This window comes from Deinococcus multiflagellatus (assembly GCF_020166415.1).
Taxonomy (GTDB): Bacteria; Deinococcota; Deinococci; order Deinococcales; family Deinococcaceae; genus Deinococcus; species Deinococcus multiflagellatus.
Map to the genome: position 1 here is coordinate 71,741 of NZ_JAIQXV010000010.1, position 21,928 is coordinate 93,668.

The window sequence follows — 21,928 nt, forward strand, 5'->3', positions numbered from 1 at the left end:
ATGGATGATGGTCGAACGTTGATGGAGCAAGGCCCCGAACCATCAACCATCAACCTTCAACCATCGGCGGTCTGGAAGGCCCTCGCGGCCGTTCCAGACCCCGAAATTCCTGTGGTCAGCATCACCGACATGGGCATGGTGCGGGACGTGACGGTGGACGGCGGCGGGCGGGTGCAGGTGACCTTTACGCCCACCTTCAGCGGGTGCCCGGCGCTGCATGTGATTCGGGAGAGCATTGAACAGGCAGTGCGGGCCCTGGGTGTGCAGGACGTGGAGGTGCGCAGCACCCTCACGCCGCCCTGGACCACCGACTGGATTAACGAGGACGCCCGCGAACGCCTGCGCCAGTACGGCATTGCGCCGCCCGCCCCAGCCGGGGAAGAGCAACTGATTCAACTGGACGCCGAGCCCACGCGCTGTCCCCGGTGCAGCAGCCTGAACGTGCGCATGACCGCCAGTTTCGGCCCGACCCTGTGTAAGCGCATGTACGTCTGCGACAGCTGCAAAGAACCGTTCGAAGGATTCAAGAGCGTGTGAGCTTGAACTGATGCGACGTCTTGATGAGCTTGATTTCAATGGTGGGCGCGTGACGCATATAGAACGCGACCTAGACCTCACCCTCTCAGTGGGCGAGCAGCAGGATGTGCTCAGAGAGGATCTCCTTCAAGTGGTCTATCCGGAGGGATGCCGCATCATTGACGTTGGTTTCTATGGGCACTGGCCTGAAGGAGAGTTCGTGGTTCTCGGTGTCCGTAATGGTCAGTGGGAGTCGCCAATTTTCAGTGGTCGGACTCAACAACTCGCGACAGTCGCGGAACTTATTCAAGCAGCCGTAGTTGCCTTGACTAGGATGCAGAGTCAGTGACGAGCTGACACGCTGTGTAACGAGAAGCCGGAAAAGTGCTGGTATCGTCAGGGCTTTTACGGTTTAGGTGCTTATCCGCGAGTTCAGATTCTAAGATGTTCAGTTTTCAGGAGTCCTCATGACCCAATCCTTCCTCCCCGAACTTCTTCGCCCCGCCTCTTACGTTTACGGGACGTGGCACAGCAACAACGACGGGCAGACCCTTCTTGACGCCGTGTATGGCCGCCCTGTCGCGGTCATCTCCTCGGAAGGCATTGATTTCGCCCAGGCGCTGGCCTACGGGCGTGCAAAAGGCGCGGCGCTGCGGCGCATGACCTTCCACGAACGGGCGCGCGCCCTGAAGGCCCTGGGCACCTACCTGCTGGAGCGCAAGGAAGCCTATTACCAGCTGAGCGCCCTGACCGGCGCCACCCGCCGCGATTCGTGGGTGGACATTGAAGGCGGGATTGGCACGCTGTTTTCCTACGCATCTATGGCCCGGCGCGAACTGCCCGACGAGCGCTTCTGGCCCGACGGCAAGGTGGACCGCCTGGGCCGTGAGGGCACCTTTGTGGGCCGCCACCTGCTGGTGCCGCGCGAGGGCGTGGCGGTGCAGATCAACGCCTTTAACTTCCCGGTGTGGGGCATGCTGGAAAAGCTGGCCCCGGCGATCATTGGCGGTATGCCCAGCCTGGTCAAGCCTGCGCCGCAGACGGCGTATGTGACCGAGCGCGTGGTGCGCGACATCCTGGCCTCTGGGTTGCTGCCCGAAGGCGCGCTGCAACTGGTGACCGGCGACCCCGGCGACCTGCTGGACCATGTGGAGGAGCAGGACATGGTGGCGTTTACCGGCTCGGCGGCCACGGCGGCCAAGCTGCGCATTCACCCCAACATCGTGGCGCGCAACGTGCCCTTTAACACCGAGGCCGACAGCCTCAACGCCTCGGTGCTGGGCCTGAGCGTGAAGCCCGAGGACCCCGAATTTGCCCTGTTCGTGCGCGAGGTTGCCCGCGAGATGACCGGCAAGGCGGGCCAGAAGTGCACCGCCATTCGCCGCGCCATCGTGCCCGCGCATCTGGTGGAGGCCGTCACCGAGGGGCTGCGCAAGGAACTCGGCAAGGTCACGATGGGCGACCCCGCCCGCGACGACGTGCGCATGGGCGCCCTGGTCAGCGTGGAGCAGCGCGAGCGGGTGCGCGAAACGCTGGCGAAATTGCAGAGTGAGGCCCGCATCGTCATCAGCGGCGAAGCCCAGTTGCTGGGCGGCGACCGCGAGAAGGGCGCGTTCCTGGACCCCACCGTGCTGCTGTGCGAGTCGCCGCTGACCGCCAAGGGCCCCCACGAACTCGAAGCCTTCGGGCCGGTGGCGACCCTGCTGCCCTACGACTCGCTGGCGGACGCCATTCACCTTGCCCAGCTGGGCCGGGGCTCGCTGGCCGGCAGCATCGTGACCCATGACCGCGCCGAGGCCACCGAACTGGTCCTGGGCATGGCCAGCACCCACGGGCGCCTGCTGGTCCTGAACCGCGAGAACGCCAAGGAAAACACCGGCCACGGCTCGCCGCTGCCGCAGCTGAACCACGGCGGCCCCGGGCGCGCGGGCGGTGGCTCGGAACTGGGCGGGCTCTCGGCGGTGCGCCACCACATGAACCGCGTGGCGGTGCAGGCCGACCCCACCACCCTGGCGGCCATTACCCGCGAGTACGTGCCCGGCGCGCAGGTGCAGGAAGACGGCGTGCATCCTTTCCGCAAGTCCTTTGACGAGATCCAGGTGGGCGACAGCCTGCTCACCCACCGCCGCACCGTCACCGAAGCGGACATCGTGAACTTTGCCAACGTGTCCGGCGACCACTTTTATGCCCATGTGGACGAAATTGGCGCCAGGGAAGGCATCTTCGGCAAGCGGGTGGCGCACGGGTACTTCGTGCTGTCGGCGGCGGCGGGACAGTTCGTGTGGCCCGCGCCGGGGCCGGTGCTGGCGAATTACGGCCTGGAAGGGCTGCGCTTCATTGAGCCGGTGGGTATTGGCGACACCATCCGCACCCGCCTCACCTGCAAGCGCAAGATCCGCAAGGACCTGCGCCCCGGCGAAACACGCCCCACCGGCGTGGTGGAGTGGCGCGCGGAGATCACCAACCAGGACGGCGCGCTGGTCGCCACCTACGACATCCTGACCCTGGTAGAACGCGCCCGCGACGAGTTTGACCCGCCCCTAGAGGCGCTGAACGCCTGAATGCCCGAAGACGCCCGGGGGCAACTGGACGATGGCCGCTTTGCCTTCCGGGCGCTGAAGGATGGCCGGGTGGTGGTGTCGTGGTATGGCCGCCCGGTGACCACCCTGGCCGGGAAGGCCGCCGAGCGCTTTCTGGCGCGCGTGGCTGCCCTGGATGAGCACGGCGCGCAGCTGGTCATGGCCCGCGTGACGGGCAACTTCAAGCGCGGCAACGAGAAGGGCAGAGGCTAGGATGTTGTTTCGGCAGGAGTAACAAATGGTCATCCTCTGTGCCCCTACGCTCTGGGCATGACCTTCATCACCGGGCTGGATCATGTGCTGCTGGAAGCGCCTGCGGGGGGCGAACCGGCAGCGCGTGCGTTTTACGGCGCGTTCCTGGGCCTCACCGAAGTGCCCAAGCCTCCGGTCCTGCAAGTCCGGGGCGGGGTGTGGTTTGCCCTGCCGGACGGCCGGCAACTGCACCTTGGCGTGGCGCCCGACTTTGCGCCGCGCCTCAAGGGCCACCCGGCGCTGCGCAGCGCCGACTTGGCCGCGTTCGTCGCCCACTGCGCCGCCCACGGTGTCCCCACCCGCCCGGACCAGGAAGGGGGGGTGCCGCGCGTGTTCCTGCACGACCCGTTCGGCAACCGGCTGGAAGTGGTGCAGGGCTGACCAGGGGCACTCCCCCCCGTGTTGGCCCCCGACTGGGGCTGGGCACAGGGGCGAAGCTGACCGTAGGATGAAGGGGCCTATGAAACGGATCGCGTTGGGTTCTCTTACTGGAGACCGCTGCGCCGCGCCCCACCGCCGTCCTGCCGCCCCCCTGTTTCCCGTGTGGGCGTGTGGTGCGCTGCTCTGGGCGCCCTTGCCTGCAGCGCTGGCCCGCGCATGAACCCGCCCAGTCCAGTGCCGCCCCCCCTGCTGGGGCGCATTGGGCAGGCCAAGGGCTGGGCGCTGCGGCTGATGTTTGGCGGCGGCGGCGTGCTGGCGCTGCTGGCCCTGCTGGTGCCGGCCCCGTCACCGCCCAATCTGGCGGCGGGGCAGGCGCTGTTTGCCCTGACGGCCGCGACCGGGCTGGGTGTGGCGGCCCTGAGCATCCGGCGCCCCGGCGCGCTGCGCAGCGAGCGTTTTGACACGCTGTTCATGGTGCTGGGCAACCTGTGCGCGCTCACCTCGGCGCTGGGTGAGGCGCTGCACTTTGGCACCACCTACAGCGAACACGTGGCCCTGTGGCCCATGGTGTTTGCCGCCGGTTTCCTGGGGCGGCGCCTGCTGTGGGTGCAGGCGGTGCTCACACCGCCGCTGCTGGCCCTGACGGTGTATGCCCGCAGCCTGATCGTGGGCACGGGCGAACGCTGGTGGATCGAGGCGCTGGTGCTGGCGGTGCCGGTGGTGGTCACGGGGCTGATCATCGGGTTTTTCCGCGCCGCCGCCGAGGACGAGGCCGAGGAACTGACGCAGCAGGTGGGCACCGATCCCCTGACCGGGCTGGCCAACCGCCGCGCCCTGCACGCCGAATTCGGGCGGCTGGCCGCGCGGGTGCCGCCCGGGCACCGCGTGGCGGTGATCATGCTGGACCTCGACCATTTCAAGCAGGTCAATGACCGCTACGGGCACCGCGTGGGCGACGAGGTGCTGCGCTGCTTTGCCGCGGTGCTGCGCGACCACGCCCAGCCCCACGACCTGCTGGTGCGGGTGGGCGGCGAGGAATTCGTGTGGGTGACGGCCGAGGCGGCCCTGGACCCGGTCATGGCGCGGGTGGAAGCGGCGCGCGCGGCCCACGCGGCCCACCCGGATGCCCGGGCCGTGACCGTCAGCGCGGGGCTGGTCTGCCACGAGGCCAGCGAACCGCTCAGTGCCGGGCACCTTGACGACCTGCTGGGCCGGGCCGACGCGGCCCTGTACGCCGCCAAGGCGGCCGGGCGCAACTGCCTGCACCTGTACGGCGGGCCCCGGCCGGTGCTGGAACCCGCCTGAAGCCCAGGGGGCTGACAGCGGTCTTCCGTTCCGCCCAGGGGAGGGAAGCACACCCTCAACGCCACGCCAACCGATGTCTGTCGCGGTCACTCGCTCTGCTCCGCAGCTTTGCAAGTCCGCTCGCCCCACATGACCCGAAGGCTTCACCCTCAGGTCTCGTGGTTACCGCTATGAAGCGCCGGGTGCGCGGGACAGCGGGCGTGGGGCCCCGGATGGGTGCGCCTTGAACCGGCTGGCGGCCCCTGGGCCATCTGACGGAGGCGGCGCCACACGGCGCTGGGTAGGCTGGTGGCATGAGTGCCTTTCATGTCTTCGTGGCCACCAGCCTGGACGGTTTTATTGCGCGGGCCGACGGCCGTCTGGACTGGCTGCCCGGGGCCTCGCCGGATGGGCTACCGGCGCCAGAGGGCGAGGACTATGGCTTTGACGCCTTCATGGCGGACATAGACGTGGTGGTGATGGGCCGCGTGACCTTTGAAACCGTGCAGGCCCTTGAACCGTGGCCCTACGCGGGGCGGCGCATGGTGGTGCTCAGCCGCACCCTGCCCGAGCAGGCGATTCCGGCGCCGCGCCGCGCCGACGTCACCGTTCACCCGGGCCCTCTTCCGGCCCTGGTGGACGACCTGCGCGCCCAGGGGGTGCGGGGCGTCTACGTGGACGGCGGCCAGACGGTGCAGGCCTTCCTGCGCGCGGGGCTGATTGACCGCCTGATCATCACGCGCGTGCCGGTGCTGCTGGGCCGTGGGCTGCCGCTGTTCGGGGACCTGCCCGAAGACCTGTGGTGGGACCACCTGGAAACCCGCCCTTTTCCATCCGGGCTGGTGCAAAGCCACTACCGTCTGCGCCGCTGATTCACACGGTCGGGCAGGCAGGATGAGCCTCCCTTAAGGCATTCTCCATCTGGCACTGCCCTGATGCTTTAAGAGTTAAAGTGTCGCGCATGGAATACCGGAAGCTCGGCAGAAGTGGCCTGAAAGTCAGCGAAGTCGCCCTGGGCGGCTGGGAAACCTACGGGGTGAACCAGGACGCCTCCACGATGGTGCGCGAGATTGTGCTGGCCGCCTACGAGGGCGGCGTGAACTTCTTCGATCAGGCCGACGTGTACGCCCGGGGCCGCAGCGAGGAACTCATGGGCGCCGTGCTGCGCGAACTGCCGCGGCACACCCTGGTGATCTCCAGCAAGGTGTTCTGGCCCATGAGTGACGACGTGAACGACCGGGGCCTGTCGCGCAAGCATGTGCTGGAAAGCATTGACAAGACCCTCAAGCGCCTGGGCACCGATTACCTGGATATCTATTTCGCCCACCGCTACGACCCCGACGTGCCGATGGAAGAGATCGTGATGGCCTTTGATCAGGTGATCCGCGACGGCAAGGCGCTGTACTGGGGCACCTCCATGTGGCCCGCCGCCCGCATTGCCCAGGCCGTGGAATTTGCCCGCGCCCACGGCCTGCACGGCCCCGTCACCGAGCAGCCCGAATACTCGATGGTGCGCCGCGAGCGCGTGGAGCAGGAAATCCTGCCCTACACCGAGGGCGCAGGCGTGGGCCTGGTCGTGTGGAGCCCGCTGGCCATGGGCCTGCTGACCGGCAAATACGACGACGGCAAGCCCGAAGGCGCCCGCCTGACCGAGAAGGAAAATTGGGGCAAGAACTTCCTGACCGACGAGAACATCGCCAAGGTGCGCGACCTGAAGCCCATTGCCGACGACCTGGGCATTACCCGCGCCCAGTTGGCCCTGGCCTGGATTCTGCGCCAGCCGGGCGTGAGCAGCGTGATCACTGGCGCCACCAGGACCAGCCAGATTCAAGACACCGTGAAAGCCGCTGGCGTGCGCCTGAGCAGCGATGTGCTGGAGCAGATTGAGGGCATTCTGAAGCGCTAAGGGCGGGAACTCCCAAGGGGGCCTGGACGCGGGATACGGCGTCCAGGTCCCCTTGGGGTTCGGTGGCGTTCGTGCGTGTTCGGCGGCCCGGGGCGCTGTTGATCCCTCATCCGGACTGCCGTCTATTTCCGGAGGATCCAGAAGAGAGCTGGGGGTTCCCCGCCTTCGGCGCTGTGCCAGCCCAATTCCCGGAAATCCGTCCTTTTTCCTTCTCCCTCTGCTGCGCAGCTGGATCAGTCCGGTCGAAAAAATTCCGTCAGGTATGACGGAATTTTTCGGAAGCCGTATCAGTTCCACTGCTGCCGCTCAAAGATCTCCCCCCGACCCCCGGGGTGCCGCTGGGGCTTGCGGCCCGTCCCCTATGCTGGGGGGTGCACGCGGTTGCGCCCGGCACCTTTGGCGCGGTACAGGTGCTCGTCGGCGGTGTGCAGGGCCACGGGCAGGCGCTCCGGGCGCTCCACGGCGTAGCCCACACTGGCGGTCAGGCTGACCCCGGGCAGCAGCGCGGACCAGTCGTGCGCCTCAATGGCCCGGCGGCAGCGCTCGGCGAGGTCGTGGGCCTGTCCCGGCGCCCGGACAGGTGCCACCAGCACAAACTCCTCGCCGCCGTAGCGGCCAATCAGGGTGCCGGCGCGCACATTGCGGGTCAGCAGGCCCGCCACCGCCTGCAGCACCCGGTCGCCGTGCGCGTGCGAAAAGCGGTCGTTGACGCTCTTGAAATGGTCAATGTCCACAAACAGCACCGCCAGCAGGGTCCAGCCGGACCCCGGGGCCGCCTCCAGCGCGCGCAGGCCCTCTTCCAGGCCGCGCCGGTTCAGCACGCCGGTCAGGGGGTCCTGGCGGGCCTGCACCTCGGCGTGGCGCAGGCGGTCCTGCCAAGAACTGGCGTCGGCCTGGGCCCAGCGCAGTTCCAGCGACAGGTGCCACTGGGCGTCCTCGCTGATCTGCTCCTGGGCCGCCTGGGCGTCGGCCAGGGCCTCGCGCAGGGCCTGCAGGGCGGCGGCCGGGTCGCCCAGCGCCTCGTGCAGGGCGCTCATCTGCTGCAGCACCTGCTGGGTTTCGCGGTGCCGGCCCTGCGCCCGGATCAGGGTCAGGGCCTCGCGGTACCCGGCCAGCGCCGCCTGCCGCTCGCCGCGCGCGGCCAGCACCTCCGGCAGGCACAGCAGGGGCTCCAAGTACAGGCGCTGTTGCAGGTGCCGGTTCATGGCCCAGGCGGCGTGGGCGGCGTCCAGGGCGCTGTCCAGATCGCCGCACAGCAGCCGCAGGGCCGCGCGGTGGGCGTCACACAGCAGGGTGGTGGTGGGGTTGGGGGTGCGCCGCACGGCCGCGTCGGCGGCGCGCAGCACCATCAGGCCCTGCTGCGCGGCCTGCTGCGCCGCGTCGGGGCGGCCCAGGCGCTGCGCCTCGCGCCCCAGCACCACATAGGCGTGGGCACGGGTTTCGTGCAGATTCAGCAGCAGCCCCGCCCGCTGCGGGTCGTCGGGCTGGTCATGCACGTACTCTTCGAGCAGGTTCAGGTGGTGCAGGGCGCCCTTGGCGTCGCCGCGCAGGTTGGCCACCCAGGCCAGATTGCCCAGGGCGTGGCCGTAGTCCAGCGGGCTTTCGCTGTGGCGGGCCAGGTCCAGCGCCGACTGCAGGTCCCGCGCCGCGCCCGCCAGGTTGCCGCTGATCACCCGGATCAGGGCGCGCACATTCACCACCGCCGAGCGCAGTTCGCCCAGCGCATGTTCCTGCACCAGCGCCTGGGCCCGGGTCACGGCGTCCAGTGCCCGGGCCGGCAGGCCCAGGGCGGCGCCCACAAACCCCAGCCCCACCAGTGCCAGAACGGCCGCCCGGGGCGAGTCGGCGCGCAGGGCCTCGTCCAGCGCGCGCTCCCCCAGGCCCAGGGCCGCGTCCAGGCTCAGCTCGCGCACCGCGCGCGCCAGCTCCACCAGCGCCAGGGCCCGCGCCTCGCCACTGGCGGCGCCCTGCACCTGTTCAAGCAAGTGCGGCGGCGTGCCAGGGGGCAGGGGCCCCACCTCCAGCCAGGGCGCGCAGGGAGCAGACATTCCTTCTATTCACTCACATCTGACCCGGGTTCACCCTGAAAAAGGTCTCAGTGTGCGTTGGGGGAACTGGGGGGGCTGGGGGGCACGACCAAAGGTGGACGAGGCGGGCGCCGCCGCCCCTCTATGCTGACAAGGGTGAACGCCATAGAAACGCAGGACCTGCGCAAGGTCTACCGGGGCCGGGCGGTGGTGGACGGCCTGACCCTGACGGTGCCCCAGGGCGAGGTCTTCGGTTTTCTGGGCCCCAACGGCGCCGGCAAAAGCACCACCGTCAAGATGCTGCTGGGGCTGGTGCTGCCCACCGGGGGCGCGGCGCGCGTGCTGGGCGGCACCCCGCACGACCCGGCCATCCGCGCCCGACTGGGTTTTTTGCCTGAACAGTTCCGCTTTCAGACGTGGATGACCGGCGAGGAATTCCTGCGCTTTCACGGGCGCCTGGCCGGTGTGGGCGCGGCCGAGCTGCGGCGGCGCATCCCCGAGGTGCTGGACGTGGTGGGCCTCTCGGGGCGCGGGCGCGAGGTGCTGGGCGGCTACAGCAAGGGCATGCTGCAGCGCGCCGGGCTGGCCGGGGCCATTCTGGCGCGGCCCCAGCTGGTGTTTCTGGATGAACCCACCAGCGCCCTGGACCCCATTGGCCGCATTGAGGTGCGCGAGATCATTGAGCGCCTGCGCGCCGAAGGGGTGGCGGTGTTCCTGAATTCCCACCTGCTTTCAGAGGTGGAACAGGTGTGCGACCGCGTGGCCTTTGTCAAGGCGGGCCGGGTGCTGACCCAGGGCACCATGCGCGAACTGATGGGCGGCGTGCTGCCGGTGGACCTGCGCCTCTCGCACCTGCCGCCGGGCCTGCTGGACACCCTGGCCGGCCTGGGCGAGGTGCGCCGCACCGACCTGAACACGCCGGGCCGCGCCGAGGTGGAACTGTGGCTGGCCCAGGAAGACGCCCTGCCCGCTGTGGCCCGCGCCGTGCACGCCGCCGGCGCCGACCTGTACGCCCTGAGCCCGCGCCGCCCGGACCTGGAAACCATGTTCCTGGACCTGATTGAAGACACCCCCGAGCGCACCCGCGCCGCCGCGCCGGAGAAGACCCATGCGTAACGCCCTCCTGATCGCTGAACTCTCGCTGCGCGAGGCCGCCCGCAAGCGGCTGGTGGCGGTGCTGCTGCTGCTCACGGCCGCTTTTCTGGGCTTCTTTCTGTACGGCGTGTACCGCCTGGAACTCACGCTGGACGAGCGGGCGGTGGCGGCGGGGCTGGACGGGCGCAGCATCACCGGGGCGTCCAACCTGCCGGTCATGTACTCGGCCATGTTCGGCATGTATCTCGTGTACTTCCTGGGGTCGCTGATGGCGGTGCTCTCCACGGTGGGCGCGGTGAGCGGCGACATCGAAAACGGGGTGATGCAGAGCGTGCTGGCCCGCCCGGTCAGCCGCGCGCAGCTGGTGCTGGGGCGCTGGCTGGGCTTCGCCGCCGTGAACGTGGCGTACGTGGCCCTGCTGTCGGCCGGGTTGCTGGGCGGCGTGTACCTGCTGACCGGCTACCTGCCCCCCGAAACGCTGCCTGCCGTGGCCCTGCTGCTGCTGGCGGTCACGCTGCTGACCGCCCTGACCGTGCTGGGCAGCACCCTCTTTACCACCCTGGCCAACGGGATTGGCGTGTTCGTGCTGTACGGGGTGGGGTTCACGGGCGGCATCCTGAGCTTTATCGGCACCTTCGCAGATACGCCCACGCTGCTGACCCTGGGCCGCGTGGCAAACGTCATCATGCCCACCAACGCCCTGTGGCTGGGGGCCAGTTACCACCTGCAGCCCCAGGTGGCCCGCGACCTGGGCGAGGTCACGCGCGGCGCCAATCCCTTTTTCGGCACCGCCCCCGCCGATCCCGCCCTGGTGGCCTGGGCCGCTGTGCTGAGCGCCCTGGCCGTGGCCGCCGCCATGTGGCGCTTCAGCCGCCGCGATTTGTAGGGTGATGGTTGATGGTTGAAAGGTGATGGAAGGGGCAGGGCCTGCACTGCCGCTCCTGAGAGCAGGAAAGACCAGAGAGCAAGAGCGCTTCGTCGAGAAACGAGGCGCCTTTCTCCATCAACCATCACCCGTCAACCATCAACTCCCCAGCCGGGTCCACTGGCCTCCACTTTCAAACCATGCGGCGCCGTCACTGGTCACCGTCAGGGCGCGGGGGCCGGTGGGGGTGCCGGGGGGCAGGGCCACCGCCGCGCCGCTGCTGGCGCCGGGGGCCACGCGCAGCAGGGTTGCGCGGGTGGCGTCGGCCACCCACAGGGTGCCGTCGGGGGCGGCGGCCAGGGCGCTGGGGCGGGTGCCAGCGGGCAAGCTCAGCGTGCGGGTGGTGCCGCTGCGGGGGTCCAGGTTCAGCACGGCCCCGGTGCGTGTTTCGGCCAGCCACAGGGTGCCGTCCGGGGCGGGGGTCAGCAGATCCGGCACGCTGACATTCGCGGTGCCCACAGCAAAGGTCCGCGCCGCGCCGGTCTGCGGGTCCAGCGTGACGACGGCGGGCGCCGCGCCCCGGCGGGTGTAGGCCAGCCGGCCACCTTCCAGGGCCACCAGTGTCTCGGGCACGCCGTCGGTGGGCACGCGGCTGACCGTGCCGCTTGCTGGGTCCAGGGCCAGCACCTGCGGCTGCCCGTACACCAGGAACTGCAGCCGCCCGTCCAGGGTGGGGGTCAGGGCATTGAGGGTTTCTGGGGTGCCGGCGAGAAAGCGGGTCAGCGTGCCCGCGCTGTCGCGCCGCACCAGGAAGCTGCCGGCGGCCGTCACGCCGCGCACGGCCACCCAGGTCTCGGTGCCGCGCGTCCCCAGGCTGATCACCGTATGGCTGGTGATCGTCTCGAAGCCCTGCAGCCCAAAGTCCAGCGTGTTCCAGCGGCCCTGGGCCGGGTCAAACTGCAGCAGGCTGTGGCGCGCGCTGGCCTCGGCGTTGGCGGGGGCACGCAGCAGCAGGGTGCCGTCGGGGGCGGGCCGCGCGGCGGCGGCCAGATAGGGGGTGGTGCCCGGAATGGGCCAGCGCCGCTGCGCCAGCACCGGCACGTTCAGGCGCGCGGTGCCGGGCGGGGCCGAGACCTGCAGGGTCACCGTGCCGCCCCCCTGACCCTGGGGATTCAGGGTCACCAGCGTATCGCTGCCCTCGGCGGTGGGCGCGCCCGGGGCGAGTTGCACGCCGGGGGGCGCGGCCTCCACCGTCACCTTGACCCCGGCGGGCGGCGTGCCCCGCAGGCGCAGGGCGCCGGGCTGCGCGGCCTCGCCCACCACGGGCACGCGCTCCAGCGTGACAGTCAGGGTGCCCGTCTGGCCGCCCGGCGGCGGGGTGCCGCCCCCCCCCGGGGCGCCCCCGCAGGCCAGGAGCAGGCTGGCCAGCAGCAGTGCCCCGCCCAGGCCAGGGCGGCGGGGGCGCCGGGCAGGCGCGGTGAGGGATCGCATCAGGCCCGTGGTGGTCATGGCTGTATTTCACTCCCCTGGCTCTTGCCGCCGTCTGACGGGCCCTTGACCGGGGGTTCACGCTTGGGGCTGTGGGTGGGATGGGGTGAGGAAAAGACCCTCTGGCACGCCCTTTCCCGCCTTAATAAAAGACTGAGCCAGCGCGCCGTGACGCTTTGGTGAGAGGGCGGTCCGTAAGGTGAGCCCCATGGAACCGACCCTGCTGCTGTGCGCGCTGATCGCCCTCACCTCGGGCCTGCACTTTGGCCGCCGCTTCGCGCAGGCGCACCAGGCCGGGGGCGCCTACCTGCTCCCCGCCCTGGCGCACGGGGTGGTGTGCAGCGCCCTGGTGCTGCTCAGCACCCTGCTGGACCCCACGCCGGGCGGCCTGCTGTGGATGGCCGTGGCGGCGGTGGGCCTGTGCGGCCTCGCCATCGGGGCGCTGCGCCCGCTGCCGGCCCGGGCCCAGGGCGGCCAGACCCTGACCCTGGAGCGCGAGTCCCGCGCGGACGTGCAGGCGGCCTGAGCACGCCTGACTCCGGCCCGCGCGGCGCCCCTCCGGTTTCGGGGGCGCCGCGCCTTCTGTGGACTAGGGGCAGGTCGTTCTTGAAGGGAGTCGCCTTGGGCCGTTCTTTGGATGGACGCCGGGCGCCCGCCCGCTGGGGCACACTGGGGGCCGGGGGGCAGAGTGGCGCCGCGCCTCAGCAAGGTGCCCCCGCAGGAGAGAACACCCCATGAGCCAGTCCCGCCGCACCCTGAACACCCTGATTCGTCTGGGCCGCGCCCTGCGCGAAGATGCCCAGTCGCCCGAGGCCACACAGTCGCCACTGCGCGCGGCGGGTCAGGCCGCCGCCGCCCGGGTGACGCCCACCCTGCAGGACGCGGCCGGGCGCCTGCGTGCCGGCGCCCAGGGCCTGCGCGATCAGGTGCAGGCCCGCGCCGACGACCGCCTGGAACGCCTGATCACCGAGCGCCACCCCGGCGGCCCCAGCGACCCCGAAGCCAGAGCCGTGCTGGCCCGCCGCCGCGAGGCCCGCGAAGCCCGCGCCGCCCAGGCCCAGGCCCGCGCCGGGTTGCTGGCCCAGGCCCAGACCCCCGAGCAGCGGCAGGTGCTGGGCTTGGTGGCCGCCGTCACCCCCTGGGCCGGGGGCGAGCCCGGCGAGGTGCGCTACACCACCCTGCTGGACCGGCTGGCCCCCGGCGGCGACCCCGCGCGCGAGATGGCGATTCACCGCGCCCTGTGGACCCTGGCCGAGCGGCAGGTGCTGGCGGTGTCGCCGCACGGGGTGGTGACGGCTCCCCAACCCCGGCCACCTCTGGCCCTGCCCCCCAGTTGAGAGAGGCTGGTCGGCTGAGAGAGTAAAGAAGCGGGGCCTATCCCTGCATCTGGCGGGGCGCCCCTCCCTCCGATCTGAGCGGTGGGCCTTCATGGCGGCGCAAATGGGTGAGCCTCTCGGTCAGCGCCGGAGTCCCCCTCGGCCCCTGGTCTCAGGCCAGCGTGCTGCCAGCGGCGTTCAGCTGCGCCTGTAAGTTCTGGAAGGTCCGCTCAATCAGGGCGCGGGCCCGGCTTTCCATGAGGCGGCCCCCCACCGCTGCCAGGGGCCCGCGCACGCTGACCTCGCCCTGCCAGCGCAGGGAGGTGGTGCCGTTCCCAGGATCGCCCAGGGTGGCGGCGGCGTTCAGGGTGAGGGTGCTGCCCAGCCCCGCGCCCTGCACGCGCACGGTCACGCGCTGCGCGGCTTCGTCGGGCTGGGTGTTCAGGCGCAGGTGCAGGGTGCCGCGCAGCAGCCCGGCGCGCACCGCCACGCTGGCCTCGGCGTGGTCGGGGTGCGCGCGGATGTCCTGCACTTCGGGCAGGCAGCGCGCCACCTGCTCGGGCCGCTGCACAAAGGCCCACACGACGGCGGGCGCGGCCCGCACCTGAAACTCTCCGGCGTCCTGAAACTGCATGGCCCTGATGGTGGCACCTGCGCGGCCAGGGCAGGTGAACCGGAGCTTGAACGCCCCTTACCGCCGGGGGGCGCCGGGCAGGTCCACCGGGGTCACGGGAATGGGCTCGCCAAACTGGGCGTAGCGCCGCCCCCGGTGCGGTTCGCCCCGGCCACACAGCACCGTCACCTGCGGCAGGCCGTGCACGTTCACCTCGGCCACGGCCAGCCGCCCGGTTTCGTAGGCGCCCAGGTCCAGGTACAGGTGGCGGCCCAGGCGGCACGGCGTGGGCACCGGGGTGTGCCCGTGCAGCGAGTAGGTCACGCCGGGGGGCAGCGGAAAGGGCCCCTCGTAGGGCCGCAGCCACAGCGCCGCCGACAGCGGGTTTTCGTGCTGTGGGTGTTTGACGGGCGGCGCGGCGTGCGCAATAAGCACGCTGGGGTGCGGCGGCACCTCGTCGTGAATCTGGCCGTCGGCGGTCACGTAGATCACCTTGCGCAGCACCTTGAGGTAGGCCTCCAGCAGCGGCGGAAACTTCTCCAGGGTCAGGCCGCCCAGTTCGGCGCGCACCGTTTCGCCGCCCGCGCGCATCCACCACTGGTAGCCCTCCATGGCCTTGCGGTAGTCGCCCAGGTTGTGGGTGCCCTCGTACAGGCGGTACCACTTGATGCCTTCTTGCATCATGCGCTCGTGGTTGCCCATCAGCAGGGTGGCCCGGCCCGCCTGATGCAGTTCCAGCAGCTTGTCCACCGTGGCGAGGCTGCGCGGCCCCCGGTCAATCGCGTCGCCCAGGCCCACGTAATGCGCGTCGGGAAAGCGCTCCAGCGCGGCGCGCAGCAGGTCCGGGCGCCCGTGCAGATCCGGCAGCACCACGACCTGGCGGCTCATTCGCCTTCTCCGGGGGCGTCGCTGAAGTCCAGCAGGGTCTGCTTGCTGCGCTCGCGCAGCTGCCGCGCGGCGTCGGGGGCGGGGACAAAGCTCAGGCCGCCCCCCTGGGTCACCACCTCGTAGCCGGCGCCGTCGGCGGCGCCGGGCAACCACTCGGCGGGCAGCTGGTAGGTGCGGCCCTGGCTGTCTTCCACATCGGCCAGGCCAGCGTCCTCATCCAGAACGTCAATCACGAGCAGCAGGGGCGGGACGGACATGGGGGCAAGTCTAGAGCATTCCCCTGTCCCGGGCGGCCGCCAGAAGGTCGGGGCCGCGCCCGTTTTCGCGCCCTGCCCGTGGGGCGCGGGGGGAACAAAAGCGCTGGCCCCTCTTTCGGTGGATGCCCCGGGCCGGGACAGGGGGTATGGTCAGGGCCATGAGCACCGTGACCCGCCGCCGGGTGTTGCGCGCCCTGGGCGGCGCGGGGCTGGGGATGCTGGCCACCGGGGGCGCCGGGGCCGCGCAGGCCTACCGCTTTGGCGTGACCCGCCACACCCGCCCCCTGCCCGGCCTGCGGGCGCCCCTGCGCGTGGCCTTTTTAACCGATCTGCACTACGGCCTGTATATCGGTGCGGGCAGCGTGCGCGCCTGGGTGGACGCCACCAACCGCGAGCGCCCGGACGCAGTGCTGCTGGGCGGCGACCAGCTGGACCGCCGCATGGACGAGGCCCCCGGGGCCCTGCTGGACGAACTCGCGCGCCTGCGCGCCCCGCTGGGGGTCTACGGCGTGTGGGGCAACCACGATTACGGCAGCTTTGGCTTTTACGGTGGGCGGCAGTACGGCCCGCCCCGCGCCGACTGGCCGGCCAAGCGGGCGGAACTGGAAGCGGCGTTTGCGGCGGCGGGCGCACCCATTCTGCGTAATGCCGGCCGGGCACTGCGCGACGACCTGTACGTGGCCGGCGTAGACGACCTGTGGAACGGCGAGCCGGATGTGCAGGCGGCCCTGGCTGGAGCGGGCGAGCGGGCCACGTTGCTGGTGACCCATAACCCCGACCTGCTGCCGTTTCTGCCGCGCCGGGTGGGCCTGACCCTGTGCGGCCACACCCACGGCGGGCAGGTCCGGCTGCCCTGGGTGGGTGCGGTGACGGTGCCCAGCCGCTACGGCCAGCGGTTTGCGATGGGCTGGGTGGAGGGCGCGCATGGCACCCCCGCGTATGTCAGCCGGGGCCTGGGCCTCAGCGGCGTGCCTTTCCGCAACCTGTGCGAGCCAGAAGTGGTGGTACTGGATTTAAAACCTGCCCCGGGCTGAAGCGGCCGGGCTTATGTCTATGCAGGCCCGGGGGTAGGGGAGGCTCTCGCCCCTGCTTGTCATTTGAAAGTTGGCTGGTGCTGTGATGGCCGGGGCAACCTGCCGCGCCGGTTTGCTCAGCGGTTGACGGCTCTGCTAACACATCTGGGCCTGGGTTGAGCACGGCTACCGAGTTCTCAGCAGAAGAATGGCGCTCCTCTACGGTCATGCTGCTGTGGCGTTCTTCGACTTCGTGCAGTTACAGGCACCGCCCAAAGGCGGGAGGGTCACATACCCAGTCACTCAAGATCAGACCGGTTTGCTCGCTTCAGGCGGCGCCAGCCGCCTTCCACCCCACCTTTCCTTTGCCAACAAAAGGACACGGCACACTTTTAAACCCGTTATAAACAACGGGCCTGCATAGACATGCATCTCTCTGTATGGTGATTCTAGCAGCCTGCACCCTGCGGGCGAGCCCAGACGAGATGGGAGTGTCCACATGAACGAGACCAACAACCGGGTGACGCCGGCTGCATTGCCGCACACCCCATCCACGGCCACGCCAGGCACCAGCCGCGACGAGCTGAGCCGCGCCCGCGAGCAGGGCCTGTACGCCGCGCAGGAGCACGACGCCTGCGGCGTGGGCATGGTGGCGCATATCAAGGGCGTGCGCAGCCACGGGATCATTGCCCAGGGCCTCAAGATTCTGGAAAACCTGGACCACCGGGGCGCGGTGGGCGCCGATCCCCTGATGGGCGACGGGGCCGGCATCCTGATTCAGATTCCCGACGAGTTCTACCGCGCCGAACTGGCGAAGCAGGACGTGACCCTGCCGCCCCCCGGCGACTACGGCGTGGGCATGATCTTCCTGCCCAAGGAAATCGCCTCGCGCCGGGCGTGCGAGCAGGAACTGGAACGGGCCATCCGAGCCGAGGGCCAGCTGGTGCTGGGCTGGCGCGACGTGCCGGTCAGCCGCGAGATGCCCATGAGCCCGGCGGTGCGCGAGAAAGAGCCCGTCATCCGGCAGGTGTTTATCGGCGCGGGGCCCGACACGCTGGTGCCTGACGCGCTGGAGCGCAAGCTGTACGTGATTCGCCGCCGCGCCAGCAACGCCATTCGCGCGCTGAATTTCACGCACGGCGCCGAATACTACGTGCCCTCCATGTCGTGCCGCACAGTGATTTACAAGGGCCTGCTGCTGGCCGACCAGGTGGGCGAGTACTACCTGGACCTGCAGGATGAGCGCGTCACCTCGGCCCTGGCCCTGGTGCACCAGCGCTTTTCCACGAACACCTTCCCCGAATGGCCGCTGGCGCACCCCTACCGCATGGTGGCGCACAACGGCGAGATCAACACGGTCAAGGGCAACTTCAACTGGATGCGGGCGCGCGAAGGCATCATGGTCTCCCCGGTGCTGGGCGAGGACCTGAAAAAGCTCTACCCGATCTCCTTTGAGGGCGAGAGCGACACCGCCACCTTCGACAACGCGCTGGAACTGCTGACCCTGGCGGGCTACCCCATGGCCCACGCGGTCATGATGATGATTCCCGAAGCCTGGGAGGGGAACACCGGCCTGGACCCGCGCCGCCGGGCCTTTTACGAGTACCACGCCTCCATGATGGAGCCCTGGGACGGCCCCGCCGCGATGGTCTTCACCGACGGGCGGCAGGTGGGCGCCACCCTGGACCGCAACGGCCTGCGCCCGGCGCGCTATGTGCAGACGCGCGACGACCTCGTGATTCTGGCGTCCGAATCGGGCGTGCTGCCCATTCCTGAAAGCCGGATTGTCAAGAAGTGGCGCCTGCAGCCGGGCCGCATGTTCCTGATTGACCTGGAACAGGGCCGGATTATCGAGGACGATGAACTGAAGACCCAGTTCGCCTCGGCGCGGCCCTACGCGCAGTGGGTGGAGAACACCCGCTTCCGCCTGGACGACTCCGAGGAAACCGGCACTGTGGGCCAGTTTCGCGAGTCGCTGCTGGACCGCCAGCAGGCCTTTGGCTACACCCAGGAGGACCTGAAGTTCCTGATGGGGCCGATGGCATTAACCGGCGAGGAAGGCATTGGCTCCATGGGCAACGACAGCCCGCTGGCGGTGCTCTCGGGCAAGAACAAGCCGCTGTACAACTATTTCAAGCAGCTGTTCGCCCAGGTGACCAACCCGCCCATTGACCCCATCCGCGAGGCGGTGGTCATGAGCCTGGTGTCGTTCGTGGGCCCGCGCCCCAACCCGCTGGACGTGAACGCCGTGAGCCCGCAGCTGCGCCTGGAAGTCGAGCAGCCCATTCTGGACTTTGACGACATGGCCCGGCTGCGCAGCATTGCCGAGCACACGCGCGGCAAGTTCAAGGCCTATGAACTGGACATCACCTACCCCGCCGACTGGGGCCCGCGCGGCATCGAGGCCAAGCTGGCCACGGTGAACGCCCGCGCGGTGGACGCCATTGAAAACGGCCACAACATCATCATCGTGACCGACCGCCGGCTGGACCGCGACCGGGTGGCGATCCCCTCGCTGCTGGCCCTGAGCAGCGTGCACCACCACCTCGTGAAAGCGGGCCTGCGCATGAAGACCGGCCTGGTCGTGGAAACCGGCGACGCCCGCGAAGTGCACCACTTTGCCGCGCTGGCCGGCTACGGCGCGGAAGCGGTTCACCCGTACCTCGCGCTGGAAACCCTGATCAACCTGCACACCGATGTGCCGGGCATGCCCAGCCTGGCGGGCGTGGACGCGCACAAGGCCATTCGCAATTACATCAAGGCGATTGGCAAGGGCCTGAGCAAAATCATGTCCAAGATGGGCGTGAGCACGTACATGAGTTACTGCGGCGCGCAACTGTTCGAGGCCATTGGCCTGAAGAGCGAGTTCGTGAACAAGTATTTCTACGGCACGCCGACGCAGGTGGGCGGCATTGGCATTTTCGAGGTGGCCGAGGAAGGGATTCGCAACCACCGCGCCGCCTTCAGCCCCGACCCCACGCTGGCCCAGAGCCTGGATGCCGGCGGCGAGTACGCGTGGCGCGTGCGCGGCGAGGACCACCTGTGGACCCCGGATTCGGTGGCGAAGCTGCAACACGCGGTGCGCAGCGGCTCGGTCAGCACCTACGAGGAATACGCCCGCCTGATCAACGACCAGAGCAAGCGCCACATGACCCTGCGCGGCCTGTTCGAGTTCAAGACCGAGGGCGTCACGCCTGTGCCCTTAGAAGAAGTGGAACCGGCGAGCGAGATCGTCAAGCGCTTTGCCACCGGGGCCATGAGCCTGGGCTCTATCTCCACCGAGGCGCACACCACCCTGGCCGTCGCCATGAACCGCATTGGCGGCAAGAGCAACACCGGCGAGGGCGGCGAGGACCCCGCCCGCTACGAGCGCGAAATGCGCGGCGAAACGCTGGGCGAGGGCCACACCCTGGCGTCCCTGCTGGGCGAGGACCGGGTGGAGGTGGATTACCCGCTGCAAGCCGGCGACAGCCTGCGCTCCAAGATCAAGCAGGTGGCCTCCGGGCGCTTTGGCGTGACCACCACCTACCTCGCGTCCGCCGACCAGATTCAGATCAAGATGGCGCAGGGGGCCAAACCCGGCGAGGGCGGCCAGTTGCCCGGCGGCAAGGTCAGCGAGTACATCGGCTTTCTGCGCCACTCGGTGCCCGGTGTGGGCCTGATCAGCCCGCCGCCGCACCACGACATCTACTCCATTGAAGACCTCAAGCAGCTCATCCACGACCTGAAGAACGTGAACCCACGCGCCGACATCTCGGTGAAGCTGGTCTCGGAAATTGGCGTGGGCACGGTGGCCGCCGGGGTGGCCAAGTGCAAGGCCGACCACATCGTGATTGCCGGGCACGACGGCGGCACCGGGGCCAGCCCCTGGAGCTCTATCAAGCACGCGGGCTCGCCCTGGGAACTGGGGCTGGCCGAGGCGCAGCAGACGCTGGTCCTCAACCGCCTGCGCGACCGCGTGCGCGTGCAGACCGACGGGCAGCTGAAAACCGGCCGCGACGTGGTGGTGGCCGCCCTGCTGGGCGCCGACGAATTCGGCTTTGCTACCGCCCCGCTGGTGGCGCAGGGCTGCATCATGATGCGCAAGTGTCACCTGAACACCTGCCCCGTGGGGGTGGCCACCCAGGACCCGGTGCTGCGCGCCAAGTTCACGGGCAAGCCCGAGCACGTCATCAACTACTTCTTCTTCGTGGCCGAGGAAGTGCGGGCCCTGATGGCCACCCTGGGCATCCGCACCTTCGATGACCTGATTGGCCGCAGCGACCTACTGGATACCCGCAAGGGCATTGAGCACTGGAAAGCGCAGGGCCTGGACTTCAGCCGCGTGTTCTACCGCCCCGAGGTGCCCGCCGAGGTGGGCACGCGCCACCTGCACGCCCAGGAGCACGGCCTGGAAGGCGCGCTGGACCTGACCCTGATCGAGAAGTGCCGACCCGCCTTTGAACGCGGCGAGAAGGTGCACTTTTTGCAGGACGCGCGCAACGTGAACCGCAGCGTGGGGGCCATGCTGTCCGGCCAGCTGGTGCGCGTGCGCCCCGAGGGCCTCCCCGACAACACAGTCTTTGTGCAGATGGAAGGCACGGGCGGCCAGTCCTTCGGCGCTTTCCTGGCCCCGGGGCTGACCCTGTACCTGATTGGCGACGCCAACGACTACACCGGCAAGGGCCTGTCGGGCGGGCGCGTGGTGGTGCGGCCCAGCATCGAATTCCGGGGCAAGGCCGAAGAGAACATCATCGTGGGGAACACGGTGCTGTACGGCGCCACGGGCGGCGAGGCCTTTTTCCGGGGTGTGGCGGGCGAGCGCTTCGGCGTGCGCCTCAGTGGCGCCTCGGCGGTGGTGGAAGGCACCGGGGACCACGGCTGCGAGTACATGACGGGCGGCACCGTGGTGGTGCTGGGCAAGACCGGCCGCAACTTCGCGGCGGGCATGAGCGGCGGCGTGGCTTACGTGTACGACGCAGACGGCACCTTTGCCCAGCGCTGCAACCTCAGCATGGTGGGCCTGCACCCGGTCCTGCCCGAGCAGGAGCAACTGGCCCAGACGACCGGCGCCCTGCATGCCGGCCAGAGCGACGAAGCCCTGCTGCGCCGCCTGCTGGAAGACCACCACAAATGGACCGGCTCGGCGCGCGCCTCGGACCTGCTGGACGACTGGGAAGCGGCCCTGAAGCGCTTTGTGAAGGTGCTGCCCCACGAATACGCCCGCGCCCTGCAGGCCCGCGCCCCAAAGGCCAGTGCCGAAGCTGGCACCGTGCAGGCCGCCGACACCACCGCCATGCAGACCGGCCAGCCCGCGCAGAAGGTGGCGGGGCAGGGCACGCTGACGAAGTAGAGGGTTGATGGTCGAAGGTTGATGGAAGACGAGAGAGGTTGACGCAGTGCCCTTCCCCTTGAGGGGGTAAACCTGACCGCCCCGGGCCCGCCCAGACATCACACCCCCTGGTCCCA

19 protein-coding genes are annotated in these 21,928 nt (G+C 69.6%); 14 read left to right on the forward strand and 5 right to left on the reverse strand.

Features of this window, described 5'->3' with window-relative positions; all coding sequences use genetic code 11:
* The 8 genes from paaD (at nt 1) to K7W41_RS12910 (ending at nt 6,918) form a co-directional block, all read left to right on the forward strand.
* Nucleotides 1-537, forward strand: coding sequence for a 1,2-phenylacetyl-CoA epoxidase subunit PaaD (paaD, locus tag K7W41_RS12875; protein WP_396115645.1), 537 nt, complete (start codon nt 1-3; stop codon nt 535-537).
* Nucleotides 538-547: 10 nt separating this feature from the next.
* Nucleotides 548-865, forward strand: a complete 318-nt coding sequence (locus tag K7W41_RS12880) for a hypothetical protein (protein ID WP_224609118.1) — start codon at nt 548-550, stop codon at nt 863-865.
* 118 nt (nt 866-983) lie between these two features.
* Nucleotides 984-3,077, forward strand: coding sequence for a phenylacetic acid degradation bifunctional protein PaaZ (gene paaZ, locus K7W41_RS12885; protein ID WP_224609121.1), 2,094 nt, complete (start codon nt 984-986; stop codon nt 3,075-3,077).
* Nucleotides 3,078-3,308, forward strand: coding sequence for a hypothetical protein (locus K7W41_RS12890; protein WP_224609124.1), 231 nt, complete (start codon nt 3,078-3,080; stop codon nt 3,306-3,308).
* A gap of 57 nt (nt 3,309-3,365) precedes the next feature.
* A complete protein-coding gene (locus tag K7W41_RS12895) occupies nt 3,366-3,728 on the forward strand; it encodes a VOC family protein (RefSeq protein ID WP_224609127.1) in 363 nt (120 codons plus the stop codon).
* 216 nt (nt 3,729-3,944) lie between these two features.
* Nucleotides 3,945-5,033, forward strand: coding sequence for a GGDEF domain-containing protein (locus K7W41_RS12900; protein WP_224609131.1), 1,089 nt, complete (start codon nt 3,945-3,947; stop codon nt 5,031-5,033).
* A 293-nt stretch (nt 5,034-5,326) separates the two neighbouring features.
* Nucleotides 5,327-5,884, forward strand: coding sequence for a dihydrofolate reductase family protein (locus K7W41_RS12905; protein ID WP_224609134.1), 558 nt, complete (start codon nt 5,327-5,329; stop codon nt 5,882-5,884).
* A gap of 89 nt (nt 5,885-5,973) precedes the next feature.
* A complete protein-coding gene (locus tag K7W41_RS12910; RefSeq protein ID WP_224609137.1) occupies nt 5,974-6,918 on the forward strand; it encodes an aldo/keto reductase family protein in 945 nt (314 codons plus the stop codon).
* 359 nt (nt 6,919-7,277) lie between these two features.
* On the opposite strand, the gene K7W41_RS23530 is transcribed toward K7W41_RS12910, so the two are convergent.
* The gene (locus K7W41_RS23530) at nt 7,278-8,966 is read right to left on the reverse strand and encodes a GGDEF domain-containing protein (RefSeq protein WP_263489806.1); all 1,689 of its coding nucleotides are present in this window, start codon (nt 8,964-8,966) and stop codon (nt 7,278-7,280) included.
* A 123-nt stretch (nt 8,967-9,089) separates the two neighbouring features.
* On the opposite strand from K7W41_RS23530, the gene K7W41_RS12920 reads away from it, so the two are divergent.
* A complete protein-coding gene (locus K7W41_RS12920; protein WP_224609140.1) occupies nt 9,090-10,061 on the forward strand; it encodes an ABC transporter ATP-binding protein in 972 nt (323 codons plus the stop codon).
* On the forward strand, nt 10,054-10,926 hold the full coding sequence (locus tag K7W41_RS12925; protein WP_224609143.1) for an ABC transporter permease: 873 nt from the start codon (nt 10,054-10,056) through the stop codon (nt 10,924-10,926). The genes K7W41_RS12920 and K7W41_RS12925 overlap by 8 nt, the downstream gene beginning before the upstream one ends.
* Nucleotides 10,927-11,064: 138 nt before the next feature.
* Here the strand turns inward: K7W41_RS12925 and K7W41_RS12930 are convergent, their stop codons facing one another.
* Nucleotides 11,065-12,414, reverse strand: coding sequence for a Vgb family protein (locus K7W41_RS12930; RefSeq protein WP_224609146.1), 1,350 nt, complete (start codon nt 12,412-12,414; stop codon nt 11,065-11,067).
* 187 nt (nt 12,415-12,601) lie between these two features.
* On the opposite strand from K7W41_RS12930, the gene K7W41_RS12935 reads away from it, so the two are divergent.
* Together K7W41_RS12935 and K7W41_RS12940 are read left to right on the forward strand one after the other, a co-directional pair.
* Nucleotides 12,602-12,919 carry a hypothetical protein gene (locus K7W41_RS12935; RefSeq protein ID WP_224609149.1) on the forward strand — a complete coding sequence of 106 codons (318 nt, stop codon included), beginning with the start codon at nt 12,602-12,604 and terminating at the stop codon, nt 12,917-12,919.
* A 208-nt stretch (nt 12,920-13,127) separates the two neighbouring features.
* Complete coding sequence (locus K7W41_RS12940; RefSeq protein WP_224609153.1) at nt 13,128-13,730, forward strand: hypothetical protein; 603 nt, start codon at nt 13,128-13,130, stop codon at nt 13,728-13,730.
* Between the two features lie 151 nt (nt 13,731-13,881).
* Here the strand turns inward: K7W41_RS12940 and K7W41_RS12945 are convergent, their stop codons facing one another.
* The 3 genes from K7W41_RS12945 to K7W41_RS12955 are packed head-to-tail and all read right to left on the reverse strand — an operon-like array spanning nt 13,882 to nt 15,467.
* The gene (locus tag K7W41_RS12945; RefSeq protein ID WP_224609156.1) at nt 13,882-14,343 is read right to left on the reverse strand and encodes an SRPBCC family protein; all 462 of its coding nucleotides are present in this window, start codon (nt 14,341-14,343) and stop codon (nt 13,882-13,884) included.
* A 57-nt stretch (nt 14,344-14,400) separates the two neighbouring features.
* Nucleotides 14,401-15,210: a metallophosphoesterase gene (locus tag K7W41_RS12950; RefSeq protein WP_224609158.1), complete on the reverse strand. Its 810-nt coding sequence runs from the start codon at nt 15,208-15,210 to the stop codon at nt 14,401-14,403.
* On the reverse strand, nt 15,207-15,467 hold the full coding sequence (locus K7W41_RS12955) for a hypothetical protein (RefSeq protein ID WP_224609161.1): 261 nt from the start codon (nt 15,465-15,467) through the stop codon (nt 15,207-15,209). The genes K7W41_RS12950 and K7W41_RS12955 overlap by 4 nt, the downstream gene beginning before the upstream one ends.
* Nucleotides 15,468-15,625: 158 nt before the next feature.
* Here K7W41_RS12955 and K7W41_RS12960 point away from each other — a divergent pair, with 158 nt between their 5' ends.
* Both K7W41_RS12960 and K7W41_RS12965 read left to right on the forward strand, forming a co-directional pair.
* Nucleotides 15,626-16,501, forward strand: a complete 876-nt coding sequence (locus K7W41_RS12960) for a metallophosphoesterase (protein ID WP_224609163.1) — start codon at nt 15,626-15,628, stop codon at nt 16,499-16,501.
* Nucleotides 16,502-16,979: 478 nt separating this feature from the next.
* On the forward strand, nt 16,980-21,812 hold the full coding sequence (locus K7W41_RS12965; protein WP_263489807.1) for a glutamate synthase-related protein: 4,833 nt from the start codon (nt 16,980-16,982) through the stop codon (nt 21,810-21,812).
* Nucleotides 21,813-21,928: the final 116 nt, after the last annotated feature.